Source organism: Agrobacterium genomosp. 2 str. CFBP 5494, assembly GCF_900013495.1.
GTDB classification, from domain to species: domain Bacteria; phylum Pseudomonadota; class Alphaproteobacteria; order Rhizobiales; family Rhizobiaceae; genus Agrobacterium; species Agrobacterium pusense.
Map to the genome: position 1 here is coordinate 1,432,999 of NZ_LT009719.1, position 15,096 is coordinate 1,448,094.

Sequence of the window (15,096 nt, forward strand, 5' to 3'; positions counted from 1 at the left end):
TTTTCGCTGAAGGCGATCAGCAGATCGGAGGGCACGCCGGCGCCCTTCGTCTGCAGCTGAATGGCGGCCGCAAGGATCGTGTTGTTGTTCTGCATCGCCGCGGAATAGGCAAGCGCCAGACCTTCGCCCACCACTTCCGAGAAATCCTTGTTGCCGACCTTCTGTGCCAATGCGACGACGGCGGGCAACTGGCTGGAGTCGCTCAGTACAAGTGCGGAAATCTGCTCGGAAAACTGCGCGGCACTGGTGGAGACGGCGATGATCGGAAATCCGCCCGTCACCTTCGCCGCCAGCTCGGCCGTGGCGGCATCGGTGCTGGAAGCGACGGCGATCAGGTCCCTGACCGTTGGCGACGTCGGAGACTGCTTGAACGCTTCAGCGGCGGCAAGGGGAACCATGTCCGGACTGGTCGTGTTCACCCGCCCCAGAAAGGCGGCGGTGCTTTCATCGCGGGATTTGACCGGTGCGCCTGTCGCCACGCTCTGGGCGGGCGCGGCCTGCTGCTGCGGCGCGCCTGGCGCAGGTTCGACATTCTGTGCGTGGGCTGAGGCGGAAACTATAACCGTGCCGATAATCAATATCGCACCGGTGAGCGCCGAGCCATTAAGAAGGCGAGACATCACAACTCTCCAAATTTTTAAAATACGACTTTAATTACGCGCAATGCCGATATGGTTATTCAGCACTTAAAATGTTCTTCTTAGATCGCATAGGCTAGGCGGCGGATCAAGTGCTAAAACAACGACGCAACCGCAACTTCTTAAGTATCCTTAACCGGCGATAGCTGCCCAAGGCTTGATACGGCGTTGGTCGGCGAGCGATGAAAGTCACGAAGTTCTTCTCCTCGGTCCTGAGGAATTGACAGGCATATGGAATTGTTTGATTTTAGCTGATGTTTGAATAAAGGGAGATATTTTGTCTTCCCGTCTTGCTCATTTACTTTTCGCACTGCGTGGCAAAATTATAATTTCTCCGGTTTTCCGAGTTAAGCACCTGTTATATCAATATAATTTTTTGATTAATCCCAAATTCATACGGATATTGATTTGATGATCATCAATCTTCAGGTTTTACGCGCGGTTGCTGCGTTCATGGTCTTTTTCCATCATTTCGTGCCCGTTATAGACCGGGTTTTCCCGGGTGTCAGACGATACGAAGCCGGTGCTTCCGGCGTCGACATATTCTTCGTTCTGAGCGGATTAATAATGGTCGTCACAACTCACAACAAAGATGGCGATCCCTTGAAATTCCTGGTGAACAGAATTGTCAGGGTCGTTCCGATTTACTGGATAATGACATTCATAATCGTCTTTATTTTTCTCCTCGGCGCGCGCCCTCTCGGCGTTATGGAGTTGCAGCCGAGCTACGTCTGGAAGTCCCTGTTTTTCATACCATTTGAACGCGGAGGATTTTGGGAGCCGGTCTTGTCTGTCGGGTGGACCCTGAACTACGAAATGTTCTTTTATGTTGTTTTTTCGATTTTGATGGTTGTGGGGAGTTTTTATACGAGAATATTGCTTATTATATTCTTTCTCTGTTCACTTGTGTTATCCGGATTACTGTTTTCGTTTGATGGTTACCTGCGGTATTACAGCAGCCCGGTGCTGCTGGATTTCGCCCTGGGTGCCGCCTTCGGAGCATTTTTCTGCGCGAGGAAAGGCAAGCCGCCCTTCCTGGGGCCGAGAGGGGCCTGGTTTCTCATCGTTGCCGGAGCGTCAGTCATCCTCGCGACAAGCTCGGGATTCGAGCTCTATAACAACAACATTGTGCGGCCTCTGACCTGGGGCGTTTCGGGACTGCTGTTGGTTTCCGGCTGCGTCTTCCTTGAACAGAACGGTTATGTTGCAAGGCATTGGCTGCTGGTCCATCTGGGAAATGCCAGCTATTCCATCTATCTCGTCCACAATCTGGTGATTCAAATTGCGATGAAGGCTGTCGGGGTAACGGGGTTGTCGGGTATCGTGTCGGTGCTCATCACAGGTGTTCTGGCTTTGCTGCTGACGATCGTGTGCGGCTTGGCGTCTTATCGATTCATAGAGGCGCCGATTAATCGAGCCTATCGCAAAAGAGACGGCGTCAGGCGGCTCTCCCTTCAACATTGAGCGGTGAGAGCAACTGCCCGGTCGATCACGCGAAAGATGTCGGCCGCGCCAGTCTCCCGCCCGGTGTGGGCGGAGGTTTCAAGCTGCGGCTGGAAATCGTTGGTGAGTGTTCAAAAAACTTCCAGCACCGTCAACTGGTCGCTGACGGCAAGCCGATATTGCCCGCCTTCCTGCGGAATAACGCGCTGGATAACGGAGCCGTCGTCCTGAAACCGGTGGGCAATCACCTGGCTGTGTGGACCGGTAACGATAAAGCTTGCTGCACGTTCGGCTGGCGGGTTTTCGATCTGCGCCGGCCATTGCCAGCCCGATATTGCAAGCCACACCGGCACAAGCAGCGCGCCATCCGGTCGCGACAGTCTCAGGGAAACACTTTCGGAGGCGCTTTCGACGAATTCGAGCTGGCATTGCGTGGGCGCGGTCTGGCGTCTTGCCGTCAGGAGCGAGAGCAGGGCGCGGACCGCCTCATAGGCGGCGGTGCGGCTCAGATCGTGGCGCAGCAGGCCGAAGGAGGACTCGGGATTGGTGTCATCCCGGGCGAAGCTTGACACCATTTCATAGATATATGTCCGGCGGATACCATTGATGAAGCACCACAGGAGCGTGCGCGGCATGTAGCGCGCCCTTATTCCTTCGGTGACAGGAAAATGAAAGCCCTGGGTCTTCAGGGCGCTATGGTAGCCGATTTCGGTGGCGAGCGTCGGCCTGCCTGCTGCTATGTGCGCGGAAGCGGCAAGAGACTTCGAGAGGGCGCCCGGCCCGGTCGTTTCGGGGTGTTCCATCCCCGCATAGGGATGAATATTGCCATATTGGCAAACCTTGGCGAGATCAAACGCCAGCGCCCGGTTGCTGAGGACATAGCTTGGCGCGGCAAGGGGAATATCCCTGAGCGCGGGGTTTGCGCGGATCGCGTCGTGCAATGCCGTCTGATGTTGCGCCGAAAGGCGCGGCGCATTTTGCGGATCGGACGTAAGCACGGGTTCGTTGCTGCCTTCGAAAACCTCGATGCCGCCATCGCACCAGTCGTAGAAATCCACGAGCCTGTCCAATGGCGTGCTCAGATAGGGGTTGAGATCGTCAAAACAGATGACGGTGAGGCGCAGGCCTGACGCAACGATCTGGCGCAGCCGCTTAAAGGAGGCGCTTTCCCGGCGGTCTTCAGGAAAGATGATGCCTTCGTCGCGTAAATGGCGCACTCCGAGAGCCTTGAGTTCCGGAAGGATGTGGTCGAATTGTTCCGGATAGACACCACGTGTGCGGGTGAAATGGCCGCACACTCCGACGCTGTCCAGAAATGCCTCGGTATTGGCAGAAAAATCGGCTTTGGCCTGCGCCGGTGCGGCACGCAGACCACCGGCTGCGGCGAAGGCGAAAGAGGCTGCAGACAGCAATGTGCGTCGCGTCATGGAGCGAGCACCGACAGGCCTGTTTTCTTTCATCAACATCTCCTGCCGTTATTCGTGCTGACTATGTTCCTATCTCAATTTAACGGGCCAAGGTTGCACTTAAATGTCTGCGGGATGCCGAATTGACGACATTCTCTCCCCAGGCGAGCACGGGTGCTAAAATAAAACGATTGGCAGCCAGGCCGCATGTGATGGCCAAGAGGACAGAAATAACCATAACGATGGATGGGGACAGCGATGTATTGGCTGGCGTAAACCCGATCCTGTCGAGAACCGCATAGACGGACGGATGACACAGAAAAATGGCGTAGCTTGCACCGCCGAGGGGCGCCAGCCGATTGAGGAAAGGCCTCTTCATCGCCGAAACCACAAGGAAAACCGTCATGCCTGTGCCGTAGCTGATGGCGTAGCGATACCAGGTCTCCTCGAAGCCGTAGTCATGCGAATAGGCCAGGAGGCAGATGGGGAGAAGCGTTGCGTAGAAAGTGCCGACCGCAATCCAGGCACAATATCGACTGTCACGGTTGCGCCCGGCATCTGACGCCTTCCACAGCGATGCCAGAAAGCACACACCCACCATCAGCGGCAGGGCAACCGGCATCTTGATGCCGAGCTTGTATCTTACGAGGGAGAGAATTGCCGCAAAACCAAAAAGCGCAACTGTTGCAGCCGTCACCACCCGCAAATCGGCTGCTCGTCCCATCAGGAACAGCAGCACGCACAGCGCGTAAAAAGTCAGGTTGATCTGCAGGGTCCAGTAGAGTCCCATGACATTTTCCGTCATGAAAAAGCCCTGCAGCATCGTGGCGTTGATGGCGACGACATGGGCCGGGAATATCTTGCCCGGGTCATCCCAGGGCAGCAGCACGCCGAAAAAAAGTGACAGCCAGTAGGCGGGATAAAGATGGAAAAACCGATGCAGTACAAAGGCGGTAAGCGGTTTCCGATACCGCATGGCGGCATTTTGCAGCGATGAGAGAATGAAGTAACCGCCGAGCGCGAACAGCACGATCACGCCGAATTTGCCGACATCGAGAAAAACCTTGGTGACATCGAAAAGGGCCCGGGTCACTCCATCAGTATCGCCACGATTGTGCATCTTCAGCGCCAGATGAGAATAAGCAACGCAAACTGCGGCAAGACCGCGCAACATGTCGAGATTGTAGTTTCTCGGAAGCTCTCCGCTACTTTGAGAAGACATGGGAATCCAAATTTTTTAAAATAAAATAATAAGATCAATGGTGCAGCAGCGGGGCTGCATATTGTTAGGTTTTATATTCGAATATAATTAGCAACGGAGATTCTTTTTTGCAATACGGCATGAATTCCGCGGCGCCGCAAAAAATCACTTGAAACGGCGGTGTTTTCGGTGCTCTTTAAGCCCGATATTCTGATGTTGATTTTTAAATTGTTACTTCCTTCGGCCTGGTCGCCGCCCTTTCACGACCGTTTCTTTTGGTCGGTTCAGCGGTACCGGTGCGGAAATATAAATTTTAAAGGATATTGAGCGTAGCCCCATGCGAATCCTCCATCTCAGCAGTCTTTACCCGCCGCATATCGTCGGTGGATGCGAACGCTCGGTCGAGCATCTGGCAGAGGAACTGGTTGCCATGGGGCATACGGTGGGTGCCGCCTGCATAGAGCGCCAGGCCGAGGCGAAGTCGGTGCGCAATGGCGTCAGCGTCTACCGCATGTTCCACAACAATGATTTCTGGCTGGAAGACTGGCCGCAATATACGCCGCAGCAAAGGCGGATGCAGAAGATCAGGCAACAATGGAATTTCAACGTCGAGAAGCAATTCGAGGCGGTTCTTGACGATTTCAGGCCCGATGTCCTCAACACGCATTCGTTGCTCGATGTTACCACGCTGGTGTGGCGGGCGGCGCATAAGCGCCGCATTCCGATCGTGCATACGATTTGCGAATATGACCTGCTATGCGGCAACGCCGCCATGTTCAAAGGTGGCAAACCGTGCGACCATATTCATCTGGGCTGTCAGGTTGTGAATTTCACAAAGAAATTCACACAGCGTTATATCGGCGCGGTCGCTAGCGTCGGTACGGAAATCCTCAGGACGCATGTCAATCACGGGCTTTTCCACCATATTCCGGAAAGCCTGCGGCGCGTCATATTTTATTCCTGCACGGTCCCGGAAGGCGACCCCGTGGCGCGACGACAGATCGACCGCAGCGGCCAGCCCATGACCTTCGGTTACATAGGCCGCATCAATACGGAGAAAGGCGTCGGCAACATGGTCGATGCTTTCAGGGAAATCGGTCATGGCAACTGGCGCTGTCTGGTGGCGGGCCACGCGATGGACGATTCCATTGAGCGCTTCAAGGCGCAGGCCGGCGATCTGCCGATCGAGTTCATCGGCTGGGCGAAACCGAAGGAGTTTTTCGAACAGATCGATGTTCTCATCGTTCCCTCGTTCTGGGCAGAACCCTCACCACGCACGATCTATGAGGCCTATGCGATGGGCGTGCCGGTCATCGGCGCCGCCTCCGGCGGCATTCCGGAACTGATCGGCGAGACCAATCATGACTGGCTGTTCGAACCCGGCAATGCTGCCGATCTGGCTGCCCGTATCCGCCGGGTGCTGACACTGTCACGCGAGCAATTGCCGACGGAAGCCGACTTCGGAAATATTGTCGAGGAATCCACTTCACGTCGGGTAGGCGAGAATTATGTGAAACTCTATGAGGACGTCCTGGCAAAAAGCAGGGCCGCGGCGGCATGACGGGCCGCCGACGGCGCGAGCCTGCTCCCGATGCCGTGGGTGAAGGGTTGAACAGGCCGCACTGGAGCCGGCCATGTTGAAAACGAAGGACGATACCCCCGGCCTTGAGAGGCGGTCGGTCACGAGCGCCATGTGGAGCGCCGTCGGCGGTTACGGCAATGTCTTCCTCTCATTTGCAGTTTTTCTTATCCTCGCGCGTCTGCTGACGCCGGATGAGTTTGGCCTCGTCGCCATCGCCACGGTTTTTGTCGATATCATTCTCGTCATCGCGCGCGGCGGATTGCCGGAGGCGGTGGTGCAGCGGCCTCAACTTGAAGAAGACTATGCGGATACAGCCTTCTGGTTCTCCCTTGGCTGGGGCGCTGCCTTATGCGTTGCGCTGTCCGTGGCGGCACCGTTCCTCGCCGGCCTGTTCGGGCTCGCGGAACTCGGCCCCGTGTTGATGGCGCTTTCCGCGGTGCTCCTGATCATGGGTGCCGGCAGTATCCATGAGGCCCGGCTGCAGCGGGCGTTCGCGTTTCGAAAGCTGGCAATGCGGGCGATTTTTTCCAACATGCTCGCCGGGGCTATTGCCATAGTTCTTGCCCTCCAGGGATGGGGCATATGGGCCATGGTGGCCCAGCGCCTGCTGGCCAGTATCGCAACGACGATCATGAACTGGCTCGCGTCAGGCTGGGTGCCGCGCCGCCGTTTCGTCAGGCATTACGCGGCTGACCAATGGAGTTTCGGGTCCAGAATTTTCTCGGCCAGCTTCCTGCTCGCCATGAACCTCAGACTTCAGGAACTGATCGCGGCCATGTTCCTGACGCCGGCTGCCGTGGGTTACATCAGGCTTTCCTGGCGCTGTATCGATCTTGTCAGCCAGTTCGCCGTTATTCCTTTCGGTTCGGTGGCCATGGCGACCTACTCGCAGGCCCATGCACAGAAAGGCTCGGTGGAAGAGGCCTGTCTCGGTTTCATCCGCTTTTCGGGCCTTCTCGCATTTCCCTGTTTTGCCGGCATGGCAGCGGTCGCGCCTATATTCATTCCAGTATTGTTTGGCGAGAACTGGAAACCCGCGGTGCCGGTGCTGCAAATTCTCTGCCTCATTGCCATACCCTTCGTGGTGGAATCCTTCACCTGGGGTGTTCTGGCGGCGATCAAAAGGCCAGGGCTCAATCTCAAAATTTCGGTCCTGCAATTGCTCGCCGGTATCGGACTGAGTTTCCTTGCCGCTCCTTTCGGTCTTTATCCTGTCGCCTGGGCGCATGTCGCGAAAGTGTACGGCGTCTGGCCAGTGGGTGTTTTTTATACCCAGCGTTACGGCGGCGTGGAATTCCAGAAAATCATGAGGGTCATTGCCATCCCGCTCGGTGCATCGATCGTCATGGGAGCGTCCGTATTTGGATTGGAGCAGGTCATCGAGGGTAGATTGCCTCCGATCATCTCTCTCGCATGTCTGGTCGTGGTGGGCGCCTGCATCTACGCGGCGCTGATTTTCGCGGCCATGCCCGCGGTCGCGAAAACCTCGGTCGTAGAGTTGCGCAAAATTCTGTCGCGCCGCTGAAGCGGGGCATTGCAGACTATTTCGCCGTCGTCTCCCATCAGGAAAAGGGCAGCGCCCGCAATTTTTCAGGACCGGGGGAGACAGGTGGCGGGCGCAGAATATCCCGGAATGCGGCCGGGTGACGGATGGTTTTTAGGGCAAGAGCCAGCAATTGCCTGTTTTTATAGAGCTTTACCATCTCGGCTTTCACCGGTTCCCGGCGTTGCGACAGATTAAGACGCGCCCTTCGCTCAAGAAGGGCGTTGCGCCCGCCGTCCCCCTGCTGCAGCCGCTCGATGAGCATGTCACTCGAGGCGAGTAAGTGCGCATTATTGACGACTGTCTGCGATGTCGACCGCTGACCCGATACTGCGCCGGTGGGCGTGGTGTATAGATAGAGCGCCTCATCAAGAATGGCTGCCCTGCAGCCGGTGAGAATCAATTCGGCATTAAGAAGAAAATCCTCGCCGACGCGAAATGTGTCGTGGTAGCGAAGATTATTCTCCGTAAGCAATTGCTTGCGAAAAACAGGCTTCAGCCATCCCGCGTGGCTGTGTCGGCCGGGGCCATCGTTTTCGCAGAGGGTCCGGATCGTCCATTTCGAAAGCGCGTTCTCCATCGCAAAGGCCGGACCGACGATGGTATCGGCCCCGAGGTCGTAAAGCAGGAGATTGTCAGCGATCATATCGAGGCCGACACGGTCGGATATTTCCGCCAGCCTTTTCAATCGATCGGGAAGGTAGGCGTCATCGGCATCAAGAAGCGCGATCCATTCTCCCCTTGCATGCTCGATGCCGGCGTTGCGGGATGCGGCCGGGCCGGCGTTTTTCGGCTGGCGCAAAACCCGGAAGCGCGGGTCGCGCGCAGCATGGACTTCTGCCATCTCCGCCGTACCGTCGGTGGAAGCGTCGTCGATGATCAGGGCTTCCCAGTCACCGAAGCTCTGTTGGCTAAGGCTGTCTAGTGCGCGCGCCAGGGTTTTTTCGGAGTTGAAGGCCGGAACGAGAATGGAATAACGCATGAAGCCTCTTGCAGTTGGCTGGCCCTGGACCTGAAGCGACGACCGAGCGGGTTACCTGCTGCTGCGGTTTCGCGTGCGAGGCTTGTGGGAAACGCCCGCGGAGCTTCATCGGGGATCAGGGAAAGTGTTCCTGTTTGTATCGGCGCTGGCGGGGTGTCCTGAATGTTTAAAATAATGGCCGGTTTTTCCCGGAAATATGCTGCAGTCATTTTAAGTATCCATCTTTTTTAAAGGCAATTTTCTTCAGGAATAAAGTGAAATTTCTCTCGTCAAAACAATAAACGGATATTCAAACGACATGTTGTATGGCGGTGACAGAAGCGACGGGGTTACACGATAATCGAAAGACCCGATTCCACGATCTTCAGGACGGTCAGTCTGCCGGTGGTGAAGGCACCGGTATCGATGCCTACCCGTTGCGGCCCGGTTTCCGGTTCCGTCACCGGCGTGTGGCCGTGGATGACAAGGAGGTCCAGTCCCGCGCCCTGGGACAGAAAAGGTTCCCTGATCCACAGCATGTCCTCATCGGTCTGCGCTTCGAGCGGCAGACCCGGACGCAGGCCGGCATGCACAAAAATATAGGGCCCGATGCGGGCGTAGATCGGCAGATTGGCCAAAAGCTGGCGGTGAGTCTGGGGAATGGCGCCCAGCAGGGCATCCTTGAAGGGTTGAACCCTCAGGCGGCCCTTTTCAATGAAATAATCAATATCCACACCATAGGACAGAAGCGTCTGGCGACCGCCGAAATCCAGCCAATGCATGTTTTCGCGCGGGTTTTCGAGAAAGTCGCTGAACAGCTGTTCGTGATTGCCACACAGCGCGATGCGGCGCAGTGGCACAGGCGGCGGCCGCAACAGATGCTCGAGAACCCCACAGGAATCGCGTCCGCGATCGACATAATCGCCGAGCAGCACGACAAGGGCGGGAGAGGGGTCGCCGGCCAGATCCGCAAGGATTTTTTGTTCTGCCTGCAAAAGCAGGTCGAGACTGCCGTGCACATCGCCGATGGCATAGATCGGAAAGGATGTCAGCCTGTCGCCAAGCTCAACTCTGCGCCGTCTCCGCGCCTCGCGGGGGGCTGGTTGTTTACGACCGCGAATCCAGTTGAGCACCTTGGGCATAGCTGCCGATACTGTCTCCCTTACACGAGGTCAAGAGCGTTGGAAGCTGATGCCACGTCACCCGCCCGAGACAGGTCGTGCCCGGTCAGGATCTCGCTCCCGGCCCCTGCCGGAAGGCTTCGCCAGAAGCGGTTTTTGCGCGGCGGGGCCTCCATCGGCGAGCGGCAGGATACTCTTTTTCGCCTGCAAAGACTATGTCTGCTTCAGACCTAGAGTTTCAGCCAGACACGCGGGTCTTCGTGCGACTGGATCTTGATCCATTTCAGATCCACGGACTTCCACGGTTTGACGACATTGGTGCGATTGTCCAGCACCAAATCCCCTTGGGTGGTGCTGACCACCAGAACCGCGTGGCCGACACCGCTGGAGGTGCGCGCGGTGGCGATGCGCAGGGCGCCGGAAGGCCAGCCGGCACGCAGCAGGCGCTGCCGCTTGCTCACCGCATAGTCATCGCAATCACCGCTTGTCGGGTTCAGCTTCCATTCGTCTTCGCCCTCCAGTTCGCCAACATAGGTTATTGCGGTGTTGATCTCGGAGTTGATGCGCTGAAGCTCCACGCGTTTCTGTTTGGTCAGTTCGATCGTGTCACGATCACCAATGCGCACGCATTGGTCGGCGGCATTGTCGCAGAATTTGGCAAAGGCGATCGGCGCGATCGTGGGACGGCTTGTCGTCATGAATTGGCCGGGCCGCGAGGCCGACGGGTTTTTCGCGAGGCCGCCGAGCTGAACGGCCGGTGCCGTCGTCGCCACGCCTGCCGCCACGCCGATGGCAATGGCCAGACTTGCCGCCACACGGGTTGTTTTCTTCGCCATGTTCCTGCCCCTGCACAGTTGTTTTCCTTATGCCCCGGGAACATAGCGATGCTTTCTTGCAGGCCATTTAAGTCGATAGATTGCTTTTTAGTGAAATCCCATTTTTCTCGCGGGAATGCCATCAGTTGCAGCGTGTTCGGCCTTCGGCGTCGACGATACATGTCTGCTGCGGCACGCTGGTTCTCCGGTCGCGCCGCGTGTCCGGGGAGACGCGGCCCGCGGGCGGCCTGTCGTAACTGCGGGGCACTTCGAAATTTCGCACGCCTATCGTTCCCTGCGCACCACCGCGGCCATCCGGCGCGATCTCGAAATTCTGATATTGCTGGGCAGGTGCCGAGCCCGCCAGGCAAGCGGCAAAGATCCAAGCGCCGCTCGCAAGGGCCGCCCGAAATGCTGCTGTTAGATGCCGATGCGCGGTCATTCCGTTTCCTCCGGGGGGGCGCGAATGGTCGTCGCCGGCAGCGCCGTTTTCATCTCGCCGTATCGCTGATCATATCATTGATGCAGCAGCTGTCGTGAGAAGGATTTGACGGTTCCCGCGCATGGAATCACCCGCCGCTGTCTCGTCGTGCGACCGGCTGCTCAATCGGCCTCTGCCTGCCTCACCGGAACATAAAAGGGCCTTTTTCCCGCTGAAAAATTAAGCTCTTCTCCGCTGCATTTATAGGCTTCACAATCCTGTAACAACGGACCTAATATACAAGTGCAGATGCCGAATCGCTCAGGAGAAGCCCTTGACGATTGCAGTTTCACCACAGGCCCTGCCGGCGCTCGTTCTGAACGCAGACTATAGGCCGCTGAGTTATTATCCCTTGTCGTTATGGTCCTGGCAGGACGCGATCAAGGCCGTCTTTCTAGACCGTGTGAACATCATTGCAGAATATGATCATGCGGTGTCGTCACCCAGCTTTTCCATGCGGCTGCCGAGCGTCGTCAGCCTCAAGACCTATGTGCAGCCCACCCGCAACCCCGCTTTCACACGCTTCAACGTCTTCCTACGGGACAAGTTTGAATGCCAGTATTGCGGGACACGCGACGAATTGACCTTCGACCATGTGATTCCCCGCGCGCATGGCGGTGAAACCACCTGGCACAATGTCGTGGCGGCGTGCTCTCCCTGCAACCTTAAAAAAGGCAGCAAGCTTCCCAAACAGGCGGGCATGTTCCCGGCGCAGAAGCCTTTCCAGCCGACGGTTCAGGACCTGCACAATAATGGGCGTCTGTTTCCGCCCAATTATCTGCATGAAAGCTGGATGGACTATCTTTACTGGGATACCGAGCTGCAGCCCTGAGCTTTCAGGACTGCGACGCGGTTTTCCGCTTAGCGGCTTTTACGGCTTGCGCCGAAAAAGGCGACTGCCGCAAGTGCCAGACTTGCGATGACGTTCCATCCGGCGAACGACAGGCCGAGGACACGAAGTGCCGCATCATTGCAGGAAGGCGCCTTGATGGCGTTGAGGTTACCCAACAGGTCGCCGGCATTGGTCGTGATGGAAGGCGCCCCGGTGGCGCAGGTAATCGGCCCCGCCCAGAAACCCCATTCCACACCCGCATGATAGACGCCGAGGCCGGCCCCAATCAGCATGGCCACGCCGATAAGGGCAAGAAGCAGCCGTGTTATTTGAACCGGCAATTTGAAAATGCTGGATGCAATGGCCAAGATGCCAAGCGGAATGGCGTAATAATAGGGATCGCGCTGCAGCAGGCATAGCGCGCAGGGCGTGTAACCGCCAATATGCTGGAAACCGAGGGCTGAGCCGACGGTAAAGATCATTCCCGCCGTGACGCCGAGAGCGGCGAGTGTGCGGCTGTTATCGGCGGATGTCGCATTGGCCATGTAAATTTCCCCAAACTTCGCGAAGAAGCAGATATCCCGAACGGGCTTTCAAAAAGGCGGGCGTGATGGCGAAATTAAGTCGCCGATCTCGATGAATGTTACGGGATTCGTCTAATCCAGTCCTCTGCAACTGGCAAATGAAAGCCTGGTAAGAAACGAAGGCGGATGAGCAAGCTTTCGTGAGGACACCAGCCTCTACGCCACCCATCGAAGCCGCTATGAAAAAAGCATCTGGAGCAGGGAAAATTGAGATGTGTAGGTAATGGTACCCCAAGCCGGGATCGAACCAGCACTCCTTTCGGAACCGCATTTTGAGTGCGGCGCGTCTACCAATTCCGCCATTGGGGCAACGGTGGTAATGTCACGGCGTCTATCACGGGCGAGACCCTGCGTGCAACCCCAAAAGCTGGAAATTTGCGCGTTTGAGCGTGTAACCTCGCGCCTTTCAAATGACAGCTCATCGCTGCCATTCCTTGGAATTTTAAGCGTTTCGCTGTGCCTGAGCACCAGGTAGGGCGAGGACGGACGGGCCGCTGGCTTCCGGTATGGCGCTCGTCGTTTCCCACCATTGGCCGAGAGAGTCGATCAGCGGTACAAGCGTGGTGCCCGCGGGGGTCAGGTCGTATTCGACGCGCAACGGATAACCCTGAAACTCTGTCCGTTGAACGATGCCGGCGTCTTCTAGTTTGCGCAATTCCAGTGCGAGCATCTTATGCGAGATCGTCGGGTTGTCCCTGCGCAGATCGCTGAAGCGTTTTGTGCCATCCTTCAGGTAGTAGATCAGGAGCGTCCGCCAGCGCCCGCTCAGGACCTGCATGACCTCCTCGATGGGGCAACGGGATACAAGGTCCTTCATCAGTGCCTCGTGGTTACAAAAAGGTTCGTAATTTACTTGGCGCTGCCCGGCGCTAAGTTCAACCCGCTGCGCAGCGCCCTCGAAACTGAGAGTATGAAAAATGGAACCGATTTTACTTTATGGCTTCCCGGCGGGAAGTTCGATGGGGCTTGTCGCAGCGCTTGAGTGGCTTGGCAAGCCGTACAGGCTTTGCCGGGTGGATATGCTCGGTGAAATGCGGCAGGCAGCCTATAAGCGTATCAATCGACGCGTCGAAACACCCGTCCTTATCACGGACAGGGGCGAGATACTGACCGAGACGATGGCGATCGCTACATGGCTGGAAACACGCGACACCGAGCGGCGTATCAGTTTCGATCTCCATTCACGGGAGGCCGAGCTGATGCATCAGTTTACGGCGTTCATCAACACCGGATTCACCGGCGCTTTCACCCCGCTGTGGGTTGCGCTTGAGATGGAGCCGCCGAACCCGGCCCTGCAATCGGCTCTTCGGCAGTATGGAACGGACGCCGTGATCAGACGGCACGACCTGCTGGAGGAGATGATTGGCGTCACCCCCTTTGCAATCGGCGACAGGCCGAGCCTCGCGGATGGAATCCTGGTCGGTGTCGCCCGCTGGCTGGAGATTCACGATGTGGCTGACCCGGGCCGGTGGCCAAAGCTAGCCGCGTTGCGCAGGCGTGTCGAGGCTGATCCCGCTGTTGTCTATGCGAGTGGTCTGGAACGTGGAGAGCCGGCTAAAGGCAATGGAAGCTGCCGGGGCCATGTTGATCTCGCAACGCTTGTCGAACGGTTCGGAAACTGACGAGGGCAGCGTGGACGGATTTTGCCGCCCACGCTGTCTCGAAATGATACATCCTCGGTTGCGTTTTCATGATAATTTTAGATAGTTCTAATAAATTAGTATGTACGCAATTGCTAATTGAATTTATAATGGCCGGGTGGAGTTTCCACGCGGGGCGGGAGTAGCCAACTCATAGGGAGGAAATTATGAGGGCTTTTTCTCGCAATTTATTATTGTCTGCCTGCCTGATCCTACCGGTCAACGCCCACGCGCTGGACATAGGGATCGGTGGAGAGAATGGGGTTAATGCGAGCGTGGGTGGTAATGGCAGCGGTGGGCTCGGGGTCGATGCTTCCGTCGGTGGCAGCGGCGGCGTCAACGCCAGTGCCGATGTCGGCGGCAGAAGCGGCGGCGGATTGGGCGCGGATGTCAACGCTTCGGTTGGTGGCAGCAATGGGGTCAATGCGGATGTCAACGCATCCGTCGGCGGTTCCAGCGGGGTCAATGCGGGCGTGAACGCCTCCGTTGGCGGCTCCAGCGGCGTCAATGCCAATGTCGGCGCAAATGTCGGCGGATCCAGCGGCCTGGGCGTTGATGTCGGTCTCGGCATTGGCGGTTCAGGTTCCACGGGCAATCCCGGTAATCCGGGCAATCCTGGAAACCCGGGCAGTCCGGGAAATCCGAACAATCCCGGCAAATCGGGGCCGGTAACGCCTGGCGCCATGCGTAACGCCATTCAGGCTTATAACGACATGTCGCGCACCGAGCAGATCAGGCTCGCCCGGCGTTGCATCGATATTCTGGGTGGCGGATACGATGCAGCTTTGACGCAATTGTGCAAGATGATCCGGACGGCCTCGCGCTGAAGCTGGACCCGAACAATCCGGA

15 protein-coding genes and 1 tRNA gene are annotated in these 15,096 nt (G+C 57.1%); 6 read left to right on the top strand and 10 right to left on the bottom strand.

The annotated features are described in order from the left end of the window. Window positions 1–620, bottom strand: a 620-nt coding sequence (locus AGR2A_RS21445) for a hypothetical protein (protein WP_080823332.1), incomplete at its 3' end; no start/stop codon positions are given. 429 nt (window positions 621–1,049) lie between these two features. Here AGR2A_RS21445 and AGR2A_RS21450 point away from each other — a divergent pair. Next, window positions 1,050–2,102 carry an acyltransferase family protein gene (locus tag AGR2A_RS21450; protein WP_072493192.1) on the top strand — a complete coding sequence of 351 codons (1,053 nt, stop codon included), beginning with the start codon at window positions 1,050–1,052 and terminating at the stop codon, window positions 2,100–2,102. 110 nt (window positions 2,103–2,212) lie between these two features. On the opposite strand, the gene AGR2A_RS21455 is transcribed toward AGR2A_RS21450, so the two are convergent. Together AGR2A_RS21455 and AGR2A_RS21460 are read right to left on the bottom strand one after the other, a co-directional pair. Next, the gene (locus AGR2A_RS21455) at window positions 2,213–3,541 is read right to left on the bottom strand and encodes a hypothetical protein (RefSeq protein ID WP_072493191.1); all 1,329 of its coding nucleotides are present in this window, start codon (window positions 3,539–3,541) and stop codon (window positions 2,213–2,215) included. A 46-nt stretch (window positions 3,542–3,587) separates the two neighbouring features. Beyond that, entirely contained in the window at window positions 3,588–4,709 is a 1,122-nt protein-coding gene (locus AGR2A_RS21460; RefSeq protein WP_072493190.1) for an acyltransferase family protein, read from the bottom strand. A 316-nt stretch (window positions 4,710–5,025) separates the two neighbouring features. On the opposite strand from AGR2A_RS21460, the gene AGR2A_RS21465 reads away from it, so the two are divergent. Then, window positions 5,026–6,249 (top strand): glycosyltransferase family 4 protein, encoded by a 1,224-nt coding sequence (locus AGR2A_RS21465; RefSeq protein ID WP_003585598.1) that lies wholly within the window; start codon window positions 5,026–5,028, stop codon window positions 6,247–6,249. A 73-nt stretch (window positions 6,250–6,322) separates the two neighbouring features. Next, a complete protein-coding gene (locus AGR2A_RS21470; protein WP_072493189.1) occupies window positions 6,323–7,795 on the top strand; it encodes a lipopolysaccharide biosynthesis protein in 1,473 nt (490 codons plus the stop codon). Window positions 7,796–7,832: 37 nt separating this feature from the next. Here AGR2A_RS21470 and AGR2A_RS21475 read toward each other — a convergent pair whose 3' ends face one another. From AGR2A_RS21475 to AGR2A_RS21490, 4 genes are all read right to left on the bottom strand, one after another. After that, window positions 7,833–8,795 (bottom strand): glycosyltransferase family 2 protein, encoded by a 963-nt coding sequence (locus tag AGR2A_RS21475; protein ID WP_072493188.1) that lies wholly within the window; start codon window positions 8,793–8,795, stop codon window positions 7,833–7,835. Between the two features lie 329 nt (window positions 8,796–9,124). Beyond that, the gene (locus AGR2A_RS21480) at window positions 9,125–9,916 is read right to left on the bottom strand and encodes a metallophosphoesterase family protein (protein ID WP_072493187.1); all 792 of its coding nucleotides are present in this window, start codon (window positions 9,914–9,916) and stop codon (window positions 9,125–9,127) included. 209 nt (window positions 9,917–10,125) lie between these two features. Beyond that, window positions 10,126–10,731 (bottom strand): transglutaminase-like cysteine peptidase, encoded by a 606-nt coding sequence (locus AGR2A_RS21485; RefSeq protein WP_072493186.1) that lies wholly within the window; start codon window positions 10,729–10,731, stop codon window positions 10,126–10,128. A 121-nt stretch (window positions 10,732–10,852) separates the two neighbouring features. Further along, window positions 10,853–11,152: a hypothetical protein gene (locus tag AGR2A_RS21490; RefSeq protein ID WP_072493185.1), complete on the bottom strand. Its 300-nt coding sequence runs from the start codon at window positions 11,150–11,152 to the stop codon at window positions 10,853–10,855. Window positions 11,153–11,465: 313 nt separating this feature from the next. On the opposite strand from AGR2A_RS21490, the gene AGR2A_RS21495 reads away from it, so the two are divergent. Continuing rightward, entirely contained in the window at window positions 11,466–12,023 is a 558-nt protein-coding gene (locus AGR2A_RS21495) for an HNH endonuclease (RefSeq protein WP_003585610.1), read from the top strand. 29 nt (window positions 12,024–12,052) lie between these two features. Here the strand turns inward: AGR2A_RS21495 and AGR2A_RS21500 are convergent, their stop codons facing one another. The 3 genes from AGR2A_RS21500 to AGR2A_RS21510 form a co-directional block, all read right to left on the bottom strand. Beyond that, complete coding sequence (locus tag AGR2A_RS21500; RefSeq protein ID WP_003585612.1) at window positions 12,053–12,568, bottom strand: disulfide bond formation protein B; 516 nt, start codon at window positions 12,566–12,568, stop codon at window positions 12,053–12,055. Window positions 12,569–12,831: 263 nt separating this feature from the next. Continuing rightward, window positions 12,832–12,916 (bottom strand) — tRNA-Leu (locus tag AGR2A_RS21505). Between the two features lie 133 nt (window positions 12,917–13,049). Then, window positions 13,050–13,424: a winged helix-turn-helix transcriptional regulator gene (locus tag AGR2A_RS21510; RefSeq protein ID WP_072493183.1), complete on the bottom strand. Its 375-nt coding sequence runs from the start codon at window positions 13,422–13,424 to the stop codon at window positions 13,050–13,052. Between the two features lie 100 nt (window positions 13,425–13,524). On the opposite strand from AGR2A_RS21510, the gene AGR2A_RS21515 reads away from it, so the two are divergent. Both AGR2A_RS21515 and uppQ read left to right on the top strand, forming a co-directional pair. After that, complete coding sequence (locus AGR2A_RS21515) at window positions 13,525–14,229, top strand: glutathione S-transferase family protein (RefSeq protein WP_072493182.1); 705 nt, start codon at window positions 13,525–13,527, stop codon at window positions 14,227–14,229. A gap of 185 nt (window positions 14,230–14,414) precedes the next feature. After that, window positions 14,415–15,074: a polysaccharide biosynthesis GNAT family N-acetyltransferase UppQ gene (gene uppQ / locus AGR2A_RS21520; RefSeq protein ID WP_072493181.1), complete on the top strand. Its 660-nt coding sequence runs from the start codon at window positions 14,415–14,417 to the stop codon at window positions 15,072–15,074. The last annotated feature ends 22 nt before the right edge of the window (window positions 15,075–15,096 follow it).